Annotated in this window: 15 protein-coding genes; 11 read left to right on the top strand and 4 right to left on the bottom strand. The window is 64.5% G+C overall.

Annotated features, from left to right (window positions below):
* Window positions 1–69 precede the first annotated feature (69 nt).
* From glmU to HWY37_RS22730, 4 genes are all read left to right on the top strand, one after another.
* Window positions 70–1,443 (top strand): bifunctional UDP-N-acetylglucosamine diphosphorylase/glucosamine-1-phosphate N-acetyltransferase GlmU, encoded by a 1,374-nt coding sequence (gene glmU / locus HWY37_RS22745; RefSeq protein ID WP_175207817.1) that lies wholly within the window; start codon window positions 70–72, stop codon window positions 1,441–1,443.
* Window positions 1,416–2,828 carry an MFS transporter gene (locus tag HWY37_RS22740; protein ID WP_175207818.1) on the top strand — a complete coding sequence of 471 codons (1,413 nt, stop codon included), beginning with the start codon at window positions 1,416–1,418 and terminating at the stop codon, window positions 2,826–2,828. The genes glmU and HWY37_RS22740 overlap by 28 nt, the downstream gene beginning before the upstream one ends.
* Before the next feature lie 144 nt (window positions 2,829–2,972).
* Window positions 2,973–4,295, top strand: a complete 1,323-nt coding sequence (locus HWY37_RS22735) for a UDP-glucose dehydrogenase family protein (RefSeq protein WP_176089915.1) — start codon at window positions 2,973–2,975, stop codon at window positions 4,293–4,295.
* Window positions 4,292–5,350: a glycosyltransferase family 4 protein gene (locus HWY37_RS22730; RefSeq protein WP_175207820.1), complete on the top strand. Its 1,059-nt coding sequence runs from the start codon at window positions 4,292–4,294 to the stop codon at window positions 5,348–5,350. Before HWY37_RS22735 ends, HWY37_RS22730 begins: the two co-directional genes overlap by 4 nt.
* Window positions 5,351–5,362: 12 nt before the next feature.
* Here HWY37_RS22730 and HWY37_RS22725 read toward each other — a convergent pair whose 3' ends face one another.
* On the bottom strand, window positions 5,363–5,851 hold the full coding sequence (locus tag HWY37_RS22725) for an Lrp/AsnC family transcriptional regulator (protein ID WP_175207821.1): 489 nt from the start codon (window positions 5,849–5,851) through the stop codon (window positions 5,363–5,365).
* 152 nt (window positions 5,852–6,003) lie between these two features.
* Here HWY37_RS22725 and glmS point away from each other — a divergent pair, with 152 nt between their 5' ends.
* A complete protein-coding gene (gene glmS / locus HWY37_RS22720; RefSeq protein ID WP_175207822.1) occupies window positions 6,004–7,836 on the top strand; it encodes a glutamine--fructose-6-phosphate transaminase (isomerizing) in 1,833 nt (610 codons plus the stop codon).
* A gap of 92 nt (window positions 7,837–7,928) precedes the next feature.
* Here glmS and HWY37_RS22715 read toward each other — a convergent pair whose 3' ends face one another.
* The 3 genes from HWY37_RS22715 to HWY37_RS22705 all read right to left on the bottom strand — a co-directional run bounded on the left by HWY37_RS22715 (window position 7,929) and on the right by HWY37_RS22705 (window position 10,855).
* Window positions 7,929–9,170, bottom strand: a complete 1,242-nt coding sequence (locus HWY37_RS22715; RefSeq protein ID WP_176089914.1) for a hypothetical protein — start codon at window positions 9,168–9,170, stop codon at window positions 7,929–7,931.
* A 199-nt stretch (window positions 9,171–9,369) separates the two neighbouring features.
* Window positions 9,370–10,227: a ubiquinol-cytochrome C chaperone family protein gene (locus HWY37_RS22710; protein ID WP_217706408.1), complete on the bottom strand. Its 858-nt coding sequence runs from the start codon at window positions 10,225–10,227 to the stop codon at window positions 9,370–9,372.
* The gene (locus HWY37_RS22705) at window positions 10,217–10,855 is read right to left on the bottom strand and encodes a helix-turn-helix domain-containing protein (protein WP_176089913.1); all 639 of its coding nucleotides are present in this window, start codon (window positions 10,853–10,855) and stop codon (window positions 10,217–10,219) included. Before HWY37_RS22705 ends, HWY37_RS22710 begins: the two co-directional genes overlap by 11 nt.
* A gap of 842 nt (window positions 10,856–11,697) precedes the next feature.
* On the opposite strand from HWY37_RS22705, the gene HWY37_RS22700 reads away from it, so the two are divergent.
* Genes HWY37_RS22700 through HWY37_RS22675 form a run of 6 tightly spaced genes read left to right on the top strand, consistent with a single transcriptional unit; the run spans window position 11,698 to window position 20,786 of the window.
* Window positions 11,698–12,957, top strand: coding sequence for a nucleotide sugar dehydrogenase (locus tag HWY37_RS22700; protein WP_175207823.1), 1,260 nt, complete (start codon window positions 11,698–11,700; stop codon window positions 12,955–12,957).
* Between the two features lie 38 nt (window positions 12,958–12,995).
* The gene (locus HWY37_RS22695) at window positions 12,996–15,476 is read left to right on the top strand and encodes a hypothetical protein (RefSeq protein WP_176089912.1); all 2,481 of its coding nucleotides are present in this window, start codon (window positions 12,996–12,998) and stop codon (window positions 15,474–15,476) included.
* A complete protein-coding gene (locus HWY37_RS22690; RefSeq protein WP_176089911.1) occupies window positions 15,473–17,530 on the top strand; it encodes a glycosyltransferase in 2,058 nt (685 codons plus the stop codon). The genes HWY37_RS22695 and HWY37_RS22690 overlap by 4 nt, the downstream gene beginning before the upstream one ends.
* A 24-nt stretch (window positions 17,531–17,554) precedes the next feature.
* Window positions 17,555–18,709: a polysaccharide biosynthesis/export family protein gene (locus HWY37_RS22685; protein WP_176089910.1), complete on the top strand. Its 1,155-nt coding sequence runs from the start codon at window positions 17,555–17,557 to the stop codon at window positions 18,707–18,709.
* Between the two features lie 7 nt (window positions 18,710–18,716).
* Window positions 18,717–20,057 carry an ABC transporter permease gene (locus HWY37_RS22680; RefSeq protein WP_176089909.1) on the top strand — a complete coding sequence of 447 codons (1,341 nt, stop codon included), beginning with the start codon at window positions 18,717–18,719 and terminating at the stop codon, window positions 20,055–20,057.
* Between the two features lie 9 nt (window positions 20,058–20,066).
* The gene (locus HWY37_RS22675; RefSeq protein WP_176089908.1) at window positions 20,067–20,786 is read left to right on the top strand and encodes a P-loop NTPase family protein; all 720 of its coding nucleotides are present in this window, start codon (window positions 20,067–20,069) and stop codon (window positions 20,784–20,786) included.
* Window positions 20,787–20,795 lie beyond the last annotated feature (9 nt).

Raw genomic sequence — 20,795 nt, 5'->3', positions numbered from 1 at the left:
TCCTCTCCTTAAATCGTCGGGCAAGACGGCCGCAAGGCCTCTCGGCCGCCATTCAACCTATTGGAACCTATGCTTAACGTAGTAATTCTTGCCGCCGGACTGGGTAAACGCATGCAGTCCGACCTCCCCAAAGTGCTGCACACGCTGGCCGGCAAACCCATGCTGGGCCATGTGCTGGACAGCGCGCGCCAGTTGCAGCCCGCGCGCATCATCGTCGTGGTCGGCCATGGCGCCGACCGTGTCAAACAGGCCTACGAAGGCCAGCCGGACCTGCACTTCGTGCTGCAGCAGCCGCAGCAAGGCACGGGCCACGCGGTGCAGCAGGCGGTGCCGCTGCTGCTCGAAGGCGACGGCAAGGATGACGTGACGCTGGTGCTGTACGGCGACGTGCCGCTGGTGCAGCCCGAAACCCTGCAACGCCTGCTGGCCGCCCGCGGCGCGGGCGCCGCCGTGCTGACCGAGGTGCTGGCGGACTCCACCGGCTATGGCCGCATCGTGCGCGACGCCAGCGGCAACGTCTGCCGCATCGTCGAGCACAAGGATGCTTCCGACGCCGAGCGCGAGATCAAGGAAGTGAACACCGGCATCCTCTCCGCGCCGACCGCGAAGCTGAAGGACTGGCTGTCCCGCATCGACAACAACAACGCTCAGGGCGAGTACTACCTGACCGACGTGGTCGGACTGGCGGTGGTTGACGGCGTGCCGGTGGGCGCGGCGCAGCCGGGCGCTTCGTGGGAAACGCTGGGCGTGAACAGCCGCGTGCAGCAGGCCGAACTGGAGCGCCGCTGGCAGGCCGAACAGGCCCGCCGCCAGCTGGAAGCCGGCGTGACGCTGGCCGATCCGGCGCGCTTCGACGTGCGGGGCTCGCTCACTTGCGGACGCGACGTGTTCATCGACGTGGGCTGCGTGTTCGAAGGCCAGGTGTCGCTGGCCGACGGCGTGCGCGTGGGCCCGCACTGCGTGCTGCGCGACGTCAGCGTCGGCCCGGGCACGCATATCGAGGCCTACAGCCATCTGCAGCAGGCGCAGGTCGGCCGCGACGCGCGCGTCGGCCCCTACGCCCGCCTGCGTCCGGGCGCCGAGCTCGGCGACCGCAGCCACGTCGGCAACTTCGTCGAAATCAAGAAGAGCGTGCTGGGCGCCGACAGCAAGGCCAATCACCTGGCCTACATCGGCGACGCCGACATCGGCGCCCGCGTGAACGTGGGCGCGGGCACCATCACCTGCAACTACGACGGAGTGAACAAGCATCGCACCGTGATCGAGGACGATGCCTTCATCGGTTCCGACACGCAGCTGGTAGCGCCGGTGCGCGTCGGCCGCGGCGCCACGCTGGGCGCGGGCACCACCCTGACCCGCGACGCGCCGGCCGAGAAACTGACGGTGTCGCGCGCCAAGCAGGTCACCGTCGACGGATGGCAGCGCCCGGTCAAGAAATCGTGACGGGGCAGAGCGAGCAGGCGCCGGGCAACGGCGCCAAGCCCGCCGCGCCCGACGGCTTGCCCACGCCGCGCCGGTACTGGGCGGCGGCCACGGTCATGACAGGCATCAGCCTGTCGGTCCTGGACACCACCATCGCCAACGTGGCGCTGCCCACGATCGCCGTCGACCTCAATGCGTCGCCGGCCCAGGCGGTCTGGATCGTAAACGCCTACAACCTGGCAGTGGTGATGATGCTGCTGCCGCTGTCGGCGCTGGCCGAGCGCATCGGCTTTCGCCGCATGTTCACCTTCGGCCTGATGCTGTTCACGCTGGCCTCGCTGGGCTGTGCCCTGGCTGGCACGCTCTGGCAACTGACGGCGGCGCGGGTGTTCCAGGGCATAGGCGCGGCGTCGCTGATGTGCATGTTCGGCGGCCTGGTGCGCAACATCTATCCGCTGAAACTGCTGGGACGAGGCATCAGCCTCAACGCCACCACGGTGGCCATCATGTCGGTGCTGGGGCCGACCATCGGCTCGGCCATCCTGTCGGTGGCGCCCTGGCCCTGGATCTTTGCCGTCAACCTGCCGATCTGCGCGCTGACCATGCTGGGCCTGCGCCACCTGCCGGAAGTGCCGCGCAACAACGTGAAGCTGGACTGGATCAGCGCCCTGCTGTGCATGCTGACCCTGGGCGTCTTCATTTCCGGCGTGGACATGATGGGCATGGACCTGTTGCGCGGCATCGGGCTGGTGGCGATCGCGTCGGTCGTCGGCCTGGTGCTGGTGCGCCGTGTCGGCAAGCAGCCGGCGCCGCTGGTGCCGGTGGACCTGCTGCGGATCCGGCCGCTGGCCTTCGCGGTGGGTGCGTCCGCCTGCACCTTCGCGGCGCAGATGGCGTCCTACGTGTCCCTGCCGTTTTACTTCCAGCAGGTGCTGGGCCGGCCTTACCTGGAAGTGGGCATGCTGATGGGCGCCTGGCCGGTGGGCACCGCCCTCATCGCGCCGCTGGCGGGCCGGTTGTCCGACCGCTATTCCGCCGCCACGCTCAGCGGCATAGGCGCGGCCTCGATGGTGGTCGGCATGCTGTGGCTGGCGGCGCTGCCCGCCACGGTCTCGAACTGGCCCATCATCGCGGGCATGTTCGTGGCGGGGATGGGCTTCGGCTTCTTCCAGACGCCGAACAACCGCGCCATGCTGTCGGCCGCGCCTCGTTCGCGCAGCGGCGCGGCGGGCGGGCTGCAGGCCACGACCCGGGTGTTTGGCCAGAGCTTCGGCACGGCGCTGGTCGCGATCGCGTTCAGCATCAGCGTGGCTCATGGCCCCGGCCTGGCCCTGGTGTTGGGGACCGTCTGCGCGGGCCTTGCCGTGGTGGTCAATACCGTGCGCTTCAGCAAGTTGCGCCCATAGCGCCCTGCCGCGTGGGCCCTGGTGCCCGCGCGGCGGCCTTTCCCGGCCCGGCGGGCCCAGGCCCCCGGCCGCTTCTATAATGACGGCCGGCGCTGGACTACAGTCATCCGGCGCGACGATTACCTATTTTGAAGGCGTTCAGGCATGAAAATCACGGTCGTGGGTACCGGTTACGTGGGGTTGGTGTCGGGAGCATGCCTGGCCGACATGGGCAACGACGTCATGTGTCTGGACGTGGACGCGGCGAAGATCGCCCTGTTGCACCAGGGCGGCATTCCCATCTATGAGCCGGGCCTGGAAGACCTGGTGCGCCGCAACGTGCAGGCGGGCCGGCTGCACTTCACCGACGATGTCGCGCAAAGCGTGGCGTTCGGCGATGTGCAGTTCATCGCCGTCGGCACGCCGCCGGGCGAAGACGGCTCCGCCGACCTGAAGTACGTGCTGGCCGCCGCGCAGAACATCGCGCGCCACATGACGGCGCGCAAGCTGATCGTGGACAAGTCCACCGTGCCGGTGGGCACGGCCGACAAGGTGCGCGACGTGGTGGCCCGCGAATTGGCCGCGCGCGGCGTGGACATTCCGTTCAGCGTGGCGTCCAACCCCGAATTCCTGAAGGAAGGCGCCGCCATCAACGACTTCATGAGCCCGGACCGGGTCGTGGTCGGCGCGGACGACGACTACACCATCGGCGTCATGCGCCGCATCTACGAGCCCTTCCAGCGCACCCATGACCGCCTGATGGTGATGGACGTGCGCTCGGCCGAGCTGACCAAGTACGCCGCCAACGCCATGCTGGCCACGCGCATTTCCTTCATGAACGAAATGGCGAACCTGGCCGAGGCCCTGGGCGCGGACATCGAGCAGGTGCGCCGCGGCATCGGCGCCGACCCGCGCATCGGCTATCACTTCCTCTATCCCGGCGCGGGCTACGGCGGTTCCTGCTTCCCCAAGGACGTGCAGGCGCTGGTCAACACGGCCGCCGAGAATTCCCTGCCCATGCGCGTGATCGAGGCCGCAGAGGCCGCCAACCACGCGCAGAAGTTCCGCCTGTCCGACAAGCTGGTCGAGCGCTTCGGCGAAGACCTGAAGGGCCGCAAGATCGCGCTGTGGGGCCTGTCCTTCAAGCCCAACACCGACGATATGCGCGAAGCGCCCAGCCTGACGGCCATCGCCGAACTGACGCGCCGCGGCGCCGAGGTGCGCGCCTACGATCCCGTGGCCACGCGCGAGGCGGCCCGAGTGCTGGCCGGCAAGCCCGGCATCAGCTTCGCCACCGATATGTACGACGCGCTGGACGGCGCCGACGCGCTGCTGATCGCCACCGAATGGAAGGTCTTCCGCGCACCCGACTTCGACCGCGTCAAGGCCTTGCTCAAGACGCCGCTCATCATCGACGGCCGCAACCTTTACACGCCCGCGGACGTGCGCGGCCTGGGCTTCGAGTACTCGGGCATCGGCCGCGCATGAAGATCCTGCAGCTGAACTTCGAGAAAGGCTGGCGCGGCGGCGAACGGCAGACGCTGTACTGCATGCGCGCCTTCCGCAAGGCCGGCCACGACGTCGAAGTGATGTGCCGCGAAGGCGCGCCGCTGGCCGAGCGTGCGCGCCAGGAGGGCTTCGTGGCCCATACCTGCCGCAACGTGCCGGGGCAGCTGGCCTTTCTGGCCGGCGCCGGCCGCTACGACATCATCCACGCGCAGACCGCCAACACGATCACCTGGGCGGTCCTGACCAAATGGCTGCACCGCCGTCCGGTGGCTTTCTCGCGCCGCACCTCCTTCGTGGTCAAGCCCGGCGAGGAATGGAAGACCGGCTTCAAGTGGCGCCGCGCCAACCTGTTCGTGGCCATCAGCGAAATGGCCGCCAGCGAACCGCGCCGCCTGGGCATAGAGCCCGTCATCATCCGCAGCGCGGTCGAGCCGCATCAGATCAATGCGGAGAACGTCGCCAACCTGGTGCGCGAATTCGATCTGACCGGCAAGAAGGTCATGGCCACGTCCGCCGCGCTGATCCGAGACAAGGACCCGGTCACCCTGGTGCGCGCCGTGGGCGAACTGGCCAGGACGCGCCGCGACTTCGTGTTCCTGCACTTCGGCGCGGGCGGCGACCGCGAGCAGCAGGCCAAGGACGAGGCGCGCAAGCTCGGCATCGAGGACGTCTACCGCTTTGCCGGCTTTCGCAAGGGCGTCGAGGACTTCTACAGCATCCTGGACGTCTTCGTCATGAGCTCCGAGGAAGAGGCCTTGGGCAGCAGCGTGCTGGACGCCTTCCTGCAACGCGTGCCGGTCGTGTCCACCGACGCCGGCGGACTGAAGGAAAGCCTGGCCGACGGGCGCGGCGTGCTGTGCGCGGTGGGCGACTTCCAGGCCATGGCGCAAGGCATGGCCCGCTGCCTGGACGACGCGGCCTTCCGCCAGGAAGTTACCGAACGCGCCTACGACTACGTGCGCAACGAGCACGACGTGCAGAAAATGGGCAACCGCTACCTGGCGCAGTTCGAGCGCCTGGTCGGCCGCCGCTGATCCCTCCGCGCATCAGGCGCGCAGGTCTATCCGGGTCTCGAACTTGGCCCGATGAACCGAGAAGAACGTGCGCACGTTGCGCACGTTGGCCTGCGCGGTGAAGGCCCGGTGCACCAGCGCGTGATAGGCCGGCATGTCCTTCACTTGCGCGATCACCACGAAGTCCGGCCCCGGCGATACCCGGTAGCACTGCAGCACCGCGGGTTCCGTCAGCATGCTCTGTTCGAAGGCGTCCAGGCTTTCCGCCGCCTGCACGTCCAGCGTGATCTCCACGATCGCCGTCAGCGTGCTGCCCAGCTTTTCCGCCGACAGGATCGCCACCTGCCTGTCTATCACCCCTTCGTCCACCAGCCGGCGGACCCGCCGCAGGCAGGTCGGGGGCGAGGCATGCACGCGCTGCGCCAGTTCCTGGTTGGTCAGCGAGCTGTCTTGTTGTAACTGTTCAAGAATGCGCCGGTCCAGATCGTCCAGCTCAGGCAGCGGAATTGGAGCGTTTTGCATGATAAATTTCAAAAAATCCTAATTCGAGAAAGATAATTTAATCACAATCATGTAAGGGAATTAAATTCCATATGTAGACAAACAAAGAAATCAAATTTCTTTGTGGCGCGAGCACAATGCGTCGGTACACGAACTTACCGGAGCACTCTCCTATGTGCGGCATTGTTGGCGCCGTCGCCCAGCGCGACATCACCCCGATCCTCGTTGAAGGCCTCAAGCGGCTGGAATACCGCGGCTATGACTCCTGCGGCGTCGCCGTCTACGCCGACGGCCATCTGCGCCGCACGCGCAGCACGCAGCGCGTGGCCGAACTGGCCGAACAGGTTGCGCAGGACAAGGTCAGCGGTTTCACTGGCATCGCCCACACCCGTTGGGCCACCCATGGCGTGCCGGCCACGCACAATGCCCACCCGCATTTCTCGCATCTGGGCAACGACGAGCCGCGCATCGCCCTGGTCCACAACGGCATCATCGAGAACCACGACGAACTGCGCGCCGAGCTGCAGGCCGTGGGTTACGTGTTCGAAAGCCAGACCGACACCGAAGTCATCGCGCACCTGGTGAACCACCTGTACGCCGGCGACCTGTTCGAGGCCGTGCAGAACGCCGTGCGCCGCCTGCATGGCGCCTACGCCATCGCCGTGTTCTGCCGCGACGAACCGCATCGCGTGGTCGGCGCGCGCCAAGGCTCGCCGCTGGTCGTGGGCGTGGGCCAGAACGAGAACTTCCTGGCCTCCGACGCGCTGGCTCTGGCTGGCACCACCGACCAGATCATCTATCTGGAAGACGGCGACGTCGTCGACCTGCAGCTCTCGCGCGTCTGGATCGTCGACGCCAACGGCAAGAACGTGAACCGCGAAGTCCACACGGTGCACGTGCACACCGGCGCGGCCGAACTCGGCCCCTACCGCCACTATATGCAGAAGGAAATCTTCGAGCAGCCGCGCGCCGTCGGCGACACGCTGCAGGACATCGAAGCCATCACGCCCGAACTGTTCGGCGACCAGGCCTACAAGATCTTCAAGGACATCGATTCCCTGCTGATCCTGGCCTGCGGCACCAGCTACTACGCCGGCCTGACCGCCAAGTACTGGATCGAGTCCGTCGCCAAGATCCCCGTGGCGGTCGAAATCGCCAGCGAATACCGCTACCGCGACAGCGTGCCCAACCCGCGCTCGCTGGTGGTCACCATCTCGCAGTCCGGCGAAACCGCCGACACCCTGGCCGCGCTCAAGCACGCGCGCTCGCTGGGCATGGAAAACACGCTGACCATCTGCAACGTGTCCACCAGCGCCATGGTGCGCGAGTGCAAGCTGTCGTACATCACGCGCGCCGGCGTTGAAATCGGCGTGGCCTCCACCAAGGCCTTCACCACCCAGCTGACCGCCCTGTTCCTGCTGACGCTGACGCTGGCGCAGGTGCGCGGCCACCTGAGCGAAGAGCAGGAAGCCGAGCATCTGAAGGCCCTGCGCCACCTGCCCGTGGCCATCGGCTCGGTGCTGGCCCTGGAGCCGCAGATCATGGCCTGGGCCGACCGCTTCGCTTCCAAGGAAAACGCCCTGTTCCTGGGCCGCGGCATGCACTACCCGATCGCCCTGGAAGGCGCGCTCAAGCTCAAGGAAATCAGCTACATCCACGCCGAGGCCTATCCGGCCGGCGAACTCAAGCACGGCCCGCTGGCCCTGGTGACCGAGCACATGCCCGTCGTCACCATCGCGCCCAAGGACGAGCTGCTGGAAAAGCTGAAGTCCAACATGCAGGAAGTGCGCGCCCGCGGCGGCGAGCTGTACGTCTTTGCCGACGCCGACAGCAAGATCCAGAGCGCCGAAGGCATGCACGTGATCCGCATGCCCGAGAACTACGGCAAGCTCTCGCCCATCCTGCACACGATCCCGCTGCAGCTGCTGTCGTACCACACGGCATGCGCCCGCGGCACGGACGTGGACAAGCCGCGCAACCTGGCCAAGAGCGTGACGGTCGAGTAAGGCCGGCAAGCGAGCCACAGCAGTGAAGACGAAAAATAGGCCGCTGATTGCGGCCTATTTTTCATCGGGGCCTTATCTGGCTCGCGGAGTTTTCATGGCGCAGCCTCTTGTTCCGCCTGGAGATCGAAAGGGACCTCGATCCGCAGATCATAGATGCGCGCCATCTGGCAGAAGATTTCGTGCTGCAAAACGCGTGCTTCCTTGACCGCGGATTTTTCGGGGAAGTCGGCAAACCGGTCGTTGCTGAGAACAAACGTGTAGCGGTCGTCGCCAGCAACGTCCAGGACGAGTTCGTCGGCCTTGCGCTTGCTCGCGACAACGTGCACTTGAGCGGCGTCCGGAAAGGCCGCTTCAATGTCCTTGTTGGATAACTTCAGTTTGCCGCGGATGCCGGAATCGAAAATCAGCGTCACCTTGTAGGCTTCGGCGAGAATCGGGACGATGGCTTCAAGCGCTGCCAGGCCGATAAACCCGCTGCCCCCCTCGTAGCACAGGTTGTTGCCGTCGATAACGATGTTCCTGACATCCCGACTGGCGATTTTGACAAGTTCGGCGATTCGGGCGCGAAGCTTCGTAATGTCGGCCTCAACACGACGCAGCGCCTTGCGGCTTTCCCGCATGATGACTCCGGGTCTCTCGTCTCCCAGCCGGCTGCCGCATCTTGAATGTATCTGCCTCTTCTCATAGCTTGCGGCCTTGCTGAGCTCGTCCTCGAATTTCTCCGCGAGCTCGATCCGGTCCAGGAGCTGGGTGCGTTCCCTCTCTTCGTCGTACAAACGTTGCTGCGGTTCCAGCAAGGTCTCGTCCAGCTTGTCGCTGCGATGACGCAAAGCGGCCAGTTGGGGGGCAAGCCGTTCTATGGTGGTTTGAAGCGCGACGATTGTCGACTGCGCGAGCAAAGGGTCGAAGACCCGCGCTTTTTCGATTCTGCTTTGGATATCTCGACCGGCTACAGCAGCATTCGAGATGGCCGCTTCCATGCTTGAAATCGACGCTTTTCCGTCGGCCAGCTTCTGTTGCATCGCTGCCAGTTGCCTCTTTGCAATCGCACGTTCGGACGAGAACCAGTGGCGCGGGTCGATCCCCATGCCCGCCTCTTCCTCCAGGCGCTGTACCGTCGTCGCCAGGTCGACAAGGCCCAGGCGCATGGCTACAAGCCGCGTCTGGGTTTCGGCTTGCGTGCGCTGAGTGCGCATGAGCTCACCCGTGGCTTGGTCGAGGTTGACGCCCTCGAACCAGGTGAGCTTCGCCTTCCAGCGGTCCAACTCGTTTCTGGCCGCGTCGTGGTTACGCTCCAGCGTTTCGATTTCTTCGGTGAAGGGATTGGTGTTCATTTTTTTTCTGCGAGAGGGGAACAGGGAATGTCGCTGCTGTCGGTGCGTTGATTTTGGAAGCCCATGCCGCTAGTCGAGCGTGTTCTTATCTTCCAAAGCACGACGTGCCAGCAGGGCGCCGACTGCCATGGCGATAGCGTAGGACGCGACAACACGCAACGGCGTAGAGATGATGACCAACATGATGTGTGCCCGTATCTCAGTTTGACGAGGCCGGAGCCGGAAGGAGGGAAGTGAGGCGGTTGCCACATTCGCCGCAGAACTTTTTGCCGATATCGACCATTGCCGAGCACGCCGGGCAACTGCGATATGCGGCCTTCTGGCGCATGTAGGCGATTTGAACCACGCATGGCACCGTTACGCGGTAGGCCGGGCTGCCGAGGTCGAACAAGGTCCAGATCGCGGTGATGGCCCAGCCGATCGGGCCGGCGAATACGCTGATGCCGCGCATTAGCCCAGCCGTGGTGCCGAAGGCCAAACCTCTTCCCAGGATGGCCTTGGCGATGGCGTTTGCCACGACTGCCGCGAGCTTGAATGCGCCGAAGCCGGAGGCCTTGATTGCAGCCTGCAACGCTGCCATTACGACGGGGCCCGCGCCCGGGACATAGGTGCTGCCGAATTCGGCAAACAGGTTCTCTTTGTCCTGCTCGCTCATCTTGTCCAGCGATTGCTCCAGTATCGCCTCCAGGATGGCGATCTCGATTTGCGCGCAGTCGTTCTTGGAAGAGTATCGGGCGTTGACGTGGCTCGCCACGTCGCAGAGCACCTCCTTGTAGGGCACCCCGGCGCCGCCTCGCATCAGATTGAAAAGCGAGTTGCCGCCAAAGCGCTGTAGTTCTTCGGCGATCAAAGCCCGGCTGGCTTCATCCGCGCGCCCTGTTGATTTCGCGTCGACGAGTTTCTTGCAAGCTGCCGACGAAAGCGAGATGCGTCCTTCGCCCTTGTCGGTAATGTGATCAATCAGTACGGCGAGGTCGTCGACGTCGGCGCCGTCCAGTACCTGTGCGAGATCGGGATCGGAGATTAGGGAAGTCATGGAAGGGGTGTCAATGGTCATGGGTTTGGGTTGAGTTGCTGGGATTGAATGGCGTCATTTCGTTGGCCAGAGCGGCGGCCAGCGCGGTCAAGTCGGCAAACTTGCGGTGATCGCCTCGCGCCGCAGGTTGGGCTAGCGCGGCCATCACAAGGCTGGTTCTACGTCGCCACTCATTGCGGGCGTCGAGTCGCCGAATTTCCTGGGCGTCATAGGCCACGCCAAATGGAGGGTATTCAGGGTGGACCTTGCAGCGCCTTAGAATCACTTCCGCAAACGCCGGGCCTCCCAGAGAGTCGGTGACCAAGCCGCGCGCGGCGGTCTGGTAGTCCGCCAGGGTTCCAATCGCTTTGATCAGGCCACGCCAATCGTCGGGTGTCATCAGAAGGAATGCCACGGGCACTCCCATCGCCTCGGCCAGCTTTTGAAGCGTTGACAGGTCCGGGTTGCGCTGGCTCGAATCGGTCGTATCCAGGAGCGGTTTCAGCGTGGTCCGCGACATGCCTGTGCGGCGCATGACGTCGATTTGACGAAGCTTGTGCGGTTTGCCATCGCGATCAGGTCCGGCGACGCGGAGCGCCGACGTAACGCTGAGTGCGAGTTGCTTCTTTGAGGGAAGCTTCGGGCCATCGGAGGTTGGAGATGTGGTCATTTCGGAAAGTTACGTAATGTGACCGGTAAAGATTATCTGTAATCGACGCCCGTTGTGCGGGCTAAACGATCGAAAACAGTCGCTTATTCCCAAAATCGGATCGTCTGCGGTGTGTTTTGGCCTGACGGCCATGCTGGTACTCGCCTTGTGCCGACATGGGCGGGGCAAGAGTGCGTAGCGGCGGCGCCGTTTGTATCTTCACTTGGCCGACGGCGTACAGGCTGCGGCCGGTTGGATCCGCGGTGAGAAGCTTTTGGCGCACAGCAGGGGGCCTCGGTCATAGAAAAGCCCGCCTTGACGGGATTTTCTCTTTGCGCGGAAACGGCGTGTGCGACCACTTACTCCCTGCAACGCGCGAGTCAGGCTTTGTTATGTCTGAATAATGACTGTAGCCGTGCTGTTTTGGAATATGACATTTCCCGGGGCTATTAATAAATAACCCCTTGCCGGGATTATGTTTTTTCATTTTGGTTAAATCGAACCAGGAAAAACGCTTTTTAATATTCACTAACAATTGCCCGGCGGAACAATGTTGCGATTTATGTAATGGATGTAATTGTTTGAGGGATTTCCCGGGGTTTATTACGGCGAATCTGACGTATTTCCACAGCAATAAAAATTTTTAGAAAGAAGTTTGCTGACTATGGCCTTTACGATTCCCTGGCTCGTCGCCAAAACCGTTTTACGGCGTATCGAGCTGTAATAATTTTTAAGCAATACGCCCGTCCGGAATAGGGCAAACATTATTCGATTCCCTATCGAATTCGCGCCTCCGGACGTCAATTTCTAGTGTCCTCGACACGACGAAAACAGTGAGGTCCCCCGTGGTAAAGAGAATCGCAGTGTGTGGCCTTGGATATGTAGGCCTGCCGGTGGCAGTGGCATTTTCCAAGCGCTTTGATGTTATCGGCTTTGATGTGGACAAGCGCCGGATCGCACGACTGAAAGAGGGAGATGACTGGACTGGCGAGATCGAGCGCGACGTATTGCTGGCTTCCCCCATGCAGTTCACCGACCAGATTTCAGAACTGGAAGGCTGCGACTTCTTCGTGGTCGCCGTTCCGACTCCGGTGGACGAAAAGAACAATCCGGATTTTTCGCTGCTGGTCCGCGCCTGCCGCTCCATCGGCCCCGTGCTGCGTCCTGGCTGCATCGTCGTTTTCGAATCCACGGTTCATCCCGGCGCGACCGAGGAAATCTGCGGACCGGAGCTGGAGAAGGTGTCCGGCCTGCGTTGCGGCATCGATTTCAAGCTGGGCTACAGCCCCGAGCGGATCAATCCGGGCGACCGTGAGCATCCGCTGGAAAAGATCGTCAAGATCGTGTCCGGCCAGGACGAGCCATCGCTGGAAATCATCGCGGGCGTCTACGAGCAGATCATCGACGCCGGCGTGCACCGCGCTTCTTCCATCAAGGTCGCCGAGGCGGCCAAGGTGCTGGAGAACACGCAGCGCGACATCAACATCGCGCTGATGAACGAAATGTCGAAGATCTGCGACCTGGTCGGCATCCGCACCTCGGAAGTGCTGGCGGCCGCCGGCACCAAGTGGAACTTCCTCAAGTTCTCGCCCGGCCTGGTGGGCGGCCACTGCATCGGCGTCGATCCGTACTACCTGACGTCCAAGGCGCAGGAACTGGGCTATCACCCCGAAGTCATCCTGTCCGGCCGCCGCATCAACGACGGCATGGCCAGCCACGTCGCGTCGCGCGTGGTTCAGACGCTGGCGCGCAACGGCCGCCTCAATGCCTCGACCCGCGTCGGCATCCTGGGCATGACGTTCAAGGAGAACGTCCCCGACATCCGCAATTCGAAGGTGGTCGACCTGTACAAGGCGCTGGGCGACTACGGCATCACTCCGGTCGCCTGCGACCCGATGGTCGACCCGGAGCAGATGGAGCACGAGTACGGCATCAAGCTCGTGGAGCGCGATCAGTTCCGGGATATGGATGTGCTCATTCTCGCGGTGCCGCACCGCGAAACCATGGACTCGATTTGGGACGACATGCCGACTCTGGTCAAGAGCGGCGGCATGGTATGCGACCTGAAGTCCGTGCTTGACACCAAGCGGCTTCAGTCCGACCTCCTGTACTGGACTCTTTGAGTTCAGGCTCACGATCGATCTCTAGAGGAGAGCCCTGAATGGCTGCTTTTACCACTGCTCCGATTGGAACCTGCCGCATCCATACGCCGCTGCGCGATGGGGTGGGCCGTTACCCGATCAAGCTGCAACTCGGGCGCAACTACGGCTTCGTGCACACCAGCGCCGAAGCGCTGCAGCAGGCGCGCTTCATGTTCGGCCAAGCCGAGATTCCCGCCGACGTGCAGCGCGTGATCTTTCGCCCCTCGAACGGCGAACAGGCGCTGCGCGGGACGCACAAGCCGGCCGACCTGTACGTGGTCGAACTGTCCTCGCGCAAGCTGCTGGCCATCGACGGCTACCCGATACAGTCCAACTACTTGGTGCGCTACTTCAGCGAATTCTTCGCCGACCGCGCGCGCACCCGGATGTTCTGGTCGCTGGCCAACGCCGACCGCCTCACCGAACGGCGCGCCCTGCTGGATCAGGAGCCGGTCTTCAAGGCGCTTACCCCGGAAGACCGGGACCTGCTCTCCCGCATCGTCAAGCGCGACCAGACGGACGAAGAGATCGAGCAGGAGATGAACCAGCTCGTCGACCTGCTGGGCCGCGACAAGGTGGTGTTCGTCACCCACGTCAACGCCTACACGCCGGACAACGCGCCGATTGAACAGCGCGAACAGCTGATCGCCGCCGTGACCGCCAGCGCGCAGCGCATCGGCGTGCCTTGCTACGATCCGACGCCGCTGATGAACAAGATCGGCCAGGCCGACGCGATGGAGAACGGCGGGCTCGACCTGACCCACTACACGCCGGCCTTCGCGGAGCGCCTGTGCTCCGACTGGTTCAAGAATTTCATACGGCCGCGCCTGAGCGCGTCCACGCCGCAGTCTTCCGCGCCCAAGCTCGCCGCCGACGAAAGCGTCGACCGCATCGAGAAGCTCTGGGACGCCGGCAATCTGCGCGAGGCCTCGCGCCGCTTGCGCGACGTGCTGCGCCGTCACCCCGGACTGCCCGATCACACGCTGCTGTTCGCGCGCATCCAGGAAGAGCTGGGCGACTACGAAGGCTCGCTGGCATTGCTGGGCAGCGCCGATGGCGCGCTGGCGTCCGGCAGCAAGGCCGAGCAGATCCTGATGCGAAACCAGTTCAAGCTGGGACGCCATGATGTGGCGTACTCGCTGGCCGCCGGCCTGCTGGGCGACGAGATCGAGACCCCGGAAATCGTGCGCATCGCGGCCGTTTCCGCCGGACAGCTGGGCTATGTGGACGAATCCCTGGGCAACTGGAAGCAGCTGTTCCGCATCTCCTCGCCCGACGACGAGAAAGCGGTGGAAGCCGCCGACACGGTGCTCTCCCTGCTGCAGGCCAGCAGCGACATGGAAGCCGCCATCCGCTGGGTCCACGAGGTCCGCGCGACCATGCCGACGTATGGCCGCGGCTTTGCGATGCTGTGGCGTGACCGGCTGTTGGCCGGGGACCGCGCCGGCTTGCGCAGCCTGGCCGCCGAATCCCCCGCGCTGGCCGATGGCGACGTGCTGGAACTCGTGAAGGAAGCTTCGTGGCGCGGCTGCATCCAGGCCGCGGCCATGCTGGCGGTCTCGCGCAAGCTGGCGGACAGCGAACAGGAAGACATCGGCGCGTGGCTGCATTCGCAGTCGCAGGCCTGGGTCGATGAAGGCGGCCGCGCGCTGGAGGAAGGACGCCTGCGCGATGCGGCCGAACGGATCTGCGCGCATCGTCTGCTCAATCCGGATGCCCTGGCCGGCGCGCGCGCGCAGCGCGCCTTCGAGCGTGCGATGCGTCTGGGCGTGCGGGCCGCGCTGGTGGCGGGCAATCACAAGGACGTCATCGAACTCACGGACATCGCACTCGATTCCCAGGTCGATTTCCCCGAACTGCACGCCATGCGCGGCCGCGCGGCCGATGCGCTGGGCGACAAGAAGACCGCCATGCGGCATCTTGAGCAAGCTGCCGCCAATGATCCCGCCTCGTTCAGCACGCAGCTGCACTTTGCCCGGGTCGCCTTCCATGGCGGCTGGTTCGGCGAAGCCATCGACGCCTACAAGACGGTGCTCGACCACACCGCGGCCGACCAGAGCGCCAAGGACGAAGCGCAGCGTCAGCTGGGCAGGCTCGGCCCCCGCGCCATCCGTGGTGCCCGCGAGATCCTGTCCTCAGGCGATCACCAGGCTGCCTGGAACCTGCTGGAGCGCGTGGCGCAGTCGTGGCCCGCGATGACGGAAGTCGACCACGAAAAGCGGCGCATCATCGCCGCGCTGTATGCCGAAGCGCGCGCGCTGGATCCGGCCAGCACCACCGAACGCCTGGCGCTGGGCGAGCGGATCCTGAAGCTCGTGTCCGATGATCCCATCGGCCTGCGCCTGGCCGCCGTCGGCGCCATGCGGCTGCACCGCTTCGAGCAGGCCCTGCCTTACTGGCGCCAGCTCAAGGAACGTTCCGAGAACCCGGCGCAGTTCGATCACTACATCGAACGCTGCCTGGTGTGGATCGAGAAGATCAACAGGAGGAAGGCCGCATGAATCCCCCACTGACTACCGAGCGGGTGGACGTTGCGTCCGGTCTTCAAGCGGTACAGGCTCAGTTGGAGGAAATCGTCACGGCGTCGGTGCGGGTTCAAGTCGCGCAGGAAAACCTGGCCCGCGCGCAAGCGCTGGCGCGCGACTACATGGCAGACTCGAAGGTCCGCTTCCTGCTGCTCAGGCTGAAGGAAGCAGCCGGCCTGAACGAAGGCATGGCCGATCAGTGGGCGACCCTGCTGCAGGAGTGCCCGGACGATTTTCTGATCGTCCGCTACTGCGCCACGCGCCTGGTGAAGGAACGGAAGATCGACGAGGCCTTGTCGCTGGTCGACCGCCATCTGCCGCCGTCGACGCAGAACCCGGACCGCCTGTTTTCCCGCGCCAAGCTGCTCAGCGACATCCGCGCGCACAAGCAATCGGACGAGCTGTTCCGCCGGCTGATCTCCGAGAACACGGACCGCAACATGCGCGTCGAATTCGCCAAGCGGTTGCGCAAGCGCGGCCTGCTGGCGGACGCCTACGATGCGATCGCGCCGGTGATGAAGCATCTGGCTCCCGGCAGCAAGGCGGCGGAGCTGGCCAATGACCTGGCCAGCGACTACGTCTTCTACCAGCGCTTCGAGTCCGAGGAAGGACTGGTCGGAAAGGACGTCCGGATCGTGTCGATGAAGCACGCGATCCTGCACTTCCGCGACCGGCAGATCGTCGAGCAACCGGTGGAAAAGCCAGTATCGGTGGCGCTGGTGACGGGCAGCCTCGGTCCCGGCGGCGCCGAGCGGCAGCTGACCCGGCTTGCGGGCGAACTGACCCGGCTGGCCGAGACGCCCGAGCGCCGGCCGGCGGACGTGCACATGCTGCCGAAGAAGGTCGAGGTCATGGTGAAGCAGCACACCGAGCCGGCGGGCTCGACCAAGAAGCAGGGGCTGGACTTCTTCCTGCCCGTGCTGGTGAAGGCGCAGATTCCGGTCACGGAAATCAATCGCCTGCCCGCTATTTCCGTGTCCCACCAGACCGTGCCCGACGGCAATCTGGGCCGCTTGCTGGAGCAATTGCCGCCGCCCGTGCATTACGGCGTGACGCGGTTGGCGCCGGTTCTGCGGGCCAATCCCTTCGACGTGGTGAGCCTGTGGCAGGACGGCACGTGCCTGTTCGGCGCGCTTGCCGCGTTGCTGGCCGGCGCGCCGACCATCCACCTGGTCTTCCGCGGGCTGCCGCCGAACATCCGCAAGGACCGCTTCCGCGAAGAGTATCCCGAGCTGTACCAGGCCCTGGCCCAGGTGCCCGGGGTGGTGTTCGTCAGCAATAGCTGCAAGGCCGCGGAGGCCTATTCGGAATGGCTGGGCATACCCATCACGCGCTTCCACATCCTGTACAACGGTGTGCCGGATCTGGCGCTGGACGCGTCCGACGCGGACGTGGAGAAGTGGAAGGCCTTCCAGGAAAGCACCAGCGACGCCACCGAGACCATCGGCGGCGTGTTCAGGCTGGAGCCGGACAAGCGGCCACAGCTCTGGATCAAGCTGGCCGCCATGTACTTGAAGGAGCGTCCACAGGCGCGCTTCGTCATCGTGGGCGATGGCCGCCTGCGGGAAAACATCGAGGCGCTGGCTGAGGAACTGAGCGTGACCGACCGGCTATTGCTGGTCGGCCTGTCCAACCACGTCGGCTATTGGTATTCGCAAATGGACGCCAGCGTCCTGCTGTCGCGCTACGAAGGCTTGCCCAACGTGCTGATCGAGGCCCAGCTCGTGGGCGTGCCGGTGATCTCGACGCCGGCGGGCGGCGCGGGCGAGTGCTTCGTGGAGAACGAAACCGGCCATCTGCTCAGCTGCGTCGATCATCCCGATCTGCACGAGGCCTGCGAGAAGGTCGCCTCCATGGTGGACCAGGTGCGCAGCAACGAGCAATTGAGGACGAACAGCCGGGACCGGGCGCAGAAGCTGTTTTCGCTCGATGCCATGCTGACCAAGTTTATGGGCCTGTGCATGCCTGTCATGGCCGTGTCCGAGAACGATGAGCGCATGGATATCGAGCCGCGCCTGATGCAGGCCTGACCGGCCGTTGAAACAAAGGATCTTATGCATATGTACGTCCCGGCTGCAGGACCGCGGCGCAAGGCGGCCCTGGCCACGGTGGTGATAGCCACGCTTTTGTTGACGGGCTGCCAACTGCCGCGTTCCGGCCCGATGTTGAGCGAGATGACGGGGGCTCACGATGCCAAGGATGTCATCGTGATGCCTGTGTCGCGCGAGCTTGCGCAGGCGAGCCGGGTGCCCGACGTTTCCGACTTTCCGGTGCGATACCGCGATCTGACGCAGGCCGGCTTCGACCGCCTGGTGCCGGGCGACGGCATCAACGTGAAGGTGTGGGAGCGCGGCGGGCTGGGCGTGTTCGCGGCCGACCCCTCGGGCGTGAGCGATCTGGGCAACCAGGAGATAGACCCGACGGGGAACGTGAGCTTCCCCATCCTGGGGAAATTCCATGCCGCCAACATGACCCTGGCGCAGTTGCAAGACGCGGTCGTCGCGCGTCTGGCCAAGCTCGTCGTGGGCGCCGACGTCAGCGTGACGCGCGCCGCCGATGCGCGCGGGCAGATGGTGACGGTGCAGGGCAACCTGACCAAGCCGGGCATGTATCCCATCACGCAGACCGCGCAGCGCCTGAGCAGCGCGCTGGCGCAGGCGGCTCCGGTGCAGACCAATCCCGAGCAGCTCGTCATCAGCCTGCGCCGCGACAACCAGGTGGCGTCGGTGCGCCTGTCGGATATCTACCGCAACCAGAACAACGACATCCTGTTGCGCTCGGGCGACGTCATTACCGCGTACGACTCGCGCGAATACCTGACCGTGCTGGGCGCCGCCGGCAACCAGGGGCGCGTGGCCATTAGCAAGCGCAATTACACCGTGCTGGATGCGCTGGCGGACTCCAGGGGCCTGGACGACAAGCTGGCGGATCCGCGTTCCGTGTTCCTGTTCACGCCCGCCAAGGCCGGCGTCGAAGGCAAGCCGGACCAGTTGCCGGTGGTCTACCAGTTCGACCTGACGCGTCCCGAGCAGGTGGCGCTGGCGCGCGAGTTCAGCGTGCATGAAGGCCAGGCCATCTACATATCCGATGCGCCCTTCACCCAGGTGCAGAAGGTCCTGTCGGCATTCCGCGTCACCATGAGCGCCGGCTTCAGCGCAACGCGGGCGATCGACAGCGATTCGGGCGGCTCGTCGGGCGTGAATCAATAGCGTGTCGATGAGTAACGAGGATCGGATCAAGGGTTGGCGTTCGCGCCGCAAGCAAGGCAACTACACGGTAGGGTCCGGAGGCGCGGCGTGGCGTCTGGATCCGGCCGCGCTGTTTGAAGCGAAGGCCACGCCGGCGGTCCTGCTGAAACCGTTGATCGCGCGGCTGCAGGGCGAGCCGCACGATTCGGTGGCCGCCCGGCGCACGGTGTATGAAGCGGTGCAGGCGGAGCTGGACGCGGAGATCGCGCGCAGCGCCGTCGACGAGACGCTGGCCGACTTTTCGCGGCGGCGCCTGCGCGTCATCGTGCGCTTGCTGGAAATGGACATCCGCGACGGCGTGGAGGTGTTCGCGCCCGGATACATGCCGGCCAAGCTGGTGGCGGAAGACGAGCGCCTGGCCGCCGCGCATGCGCGGCGCGTGGAGCGGCGCAAGCAGGACGAGGCGCGCGAGGCGCGCCGGCATGCCTCGCGCAACGACATTGCGCTGGAAGTCGAGGTGCCGCCGGACGAAGCCGGCGACCTGGCGATATTGCGGGAGCGCCTGCAGGACCTGCACCAGGGGCACGACCCCAGCCACTCGGCGCAGGTCCGGCCGGTGGGCCGCACGCTGCTGGCGATGTTCATCTACCAGCTGCGGGTCATGCATGGCGAGAGCCGGATCGCGCTGGTATGGGCGCTGGTCGGTCCGGTCGTGCTGCTGACGCTGATTTCGTCGTTGTACATCCTGATGGGCACGCACTACATCATGGGCATGGACGTGCAGACGTTCTCGCTGTTGGGCGCCACCACCTGGATCATGTTCCGGCAGATCGTCTTTCGCAGCAGTACGGCGTATGTATCGGCGCGCGGGTTGCTGAACTTCCAGGGCGTCACGCCATTGATGTGCGCGCTGGTGCAGGCGCTCATTTATGTATCGGTGTACATAGCGGTTTTCATGGTGTTGATCAGCGCGGGCCATGCGCTGGAGCTCATCACCTTGCCGAAGAGTTGGCCGGGGTTCCTGCTCTTTGTCGTGCTGATGGGCTGCTTCGGGGCTGCGCTGGGCGTGCTGTTCGGATCGATCGCGACCTTCTGGCATTTCTTTCTCAGGCTGGCGCCGATCATCGAGCGCTTTCTGCAGATCTTCGCGGCCGTGTTCTTCGTGTCGGAGCAGTTGCCCGAGCACCTGCGCCCCTGGATGTTGTGGCTGCCGCTGGCGCACGGCATGCAGTTGCTGCGCTCGGCCTATTTCGAGGCCTATTCCTCGCACGACGCGAGCCTGGGCTATTTCCTGACGTCGCTGGTTTTCCTGATGGTGGTCGCCCTGGCGGCGGAGCGCCTGGCCCGTCCCAACGTCCAGCCCATGTGAGGGAGCAAGATGATCCATCTCAATGGCGTCACCGATGAACCTTATGCATTTGGAAGCAGGCAGGCGCTGCTTTCGAATGTCGATCTCGACATACCCGTCGGGCGCTACGCCTTGCTGTCGCCCGCGCCGGAAATGCATCGCCAGATCGTCGACGTGCTGTGCTGCCTGCGTCCGCCCAGGAGCGGCTTCGTCAAGCACGACGGCAATGTCTCCTGGGCGATAGGCCGGCAAGGTTTCATCCGCGGCAAGGCCAACGGCCTGAGCATGATCGACTTCGTCAGCGAGATGTACGAGATCGACGCGGAGGCGACGCACGAACTGGTCGCGGACCTGATCAGCGATCCCAAATGCCTGGCCCGGCCCATGGAACATTGGCCGCTCTACATCCGGCAGGAGTTTTCGTTCGCGCTGGCGCTGGCGCCGGCGTTCGACGTCTACGTGATCGAAGGAGCCATTCCCTTCGAACCCTGCCGCTTCACCCGCCTGTGGCTGGCGTTGTTCGAAGAGCGGCTGGTTGGCCGGACCCTCATTCTCTCCAGTTACCGCCAGAATCAGTTGGCGGACTATTGCTTCAAGGGCTTGATTTATGAACGAAGCGCACTCAGCATCGAAGACGACCTCGACCAGTGCATCCGCAAGTTTCCCCCGAGACGATCAAGGAGCGAATCCGGCAGCGCAGGCGACGACGTCTTCGGAAGCGGCTTCGAGGAAAGCGGAATCGGCATCTGAGGCCCGCTC

The sequence above is a fragment of the Achromobacter anxifer genome, assembly GCF_903652925.1.
In the GTDB taxonomy this organism is placed as follows: domain Bacteria; phylum Pseudomonadota; class Gammaproteobacteria; order Burkholderiales; family Burkholderiaceae_B; genus Achromobacter; species Achromobacter anxifer.
Note: the sequence above shows the minus strand (reverse complement) of the source record. Positions and strands in the feature narration are given on the sequence as shown.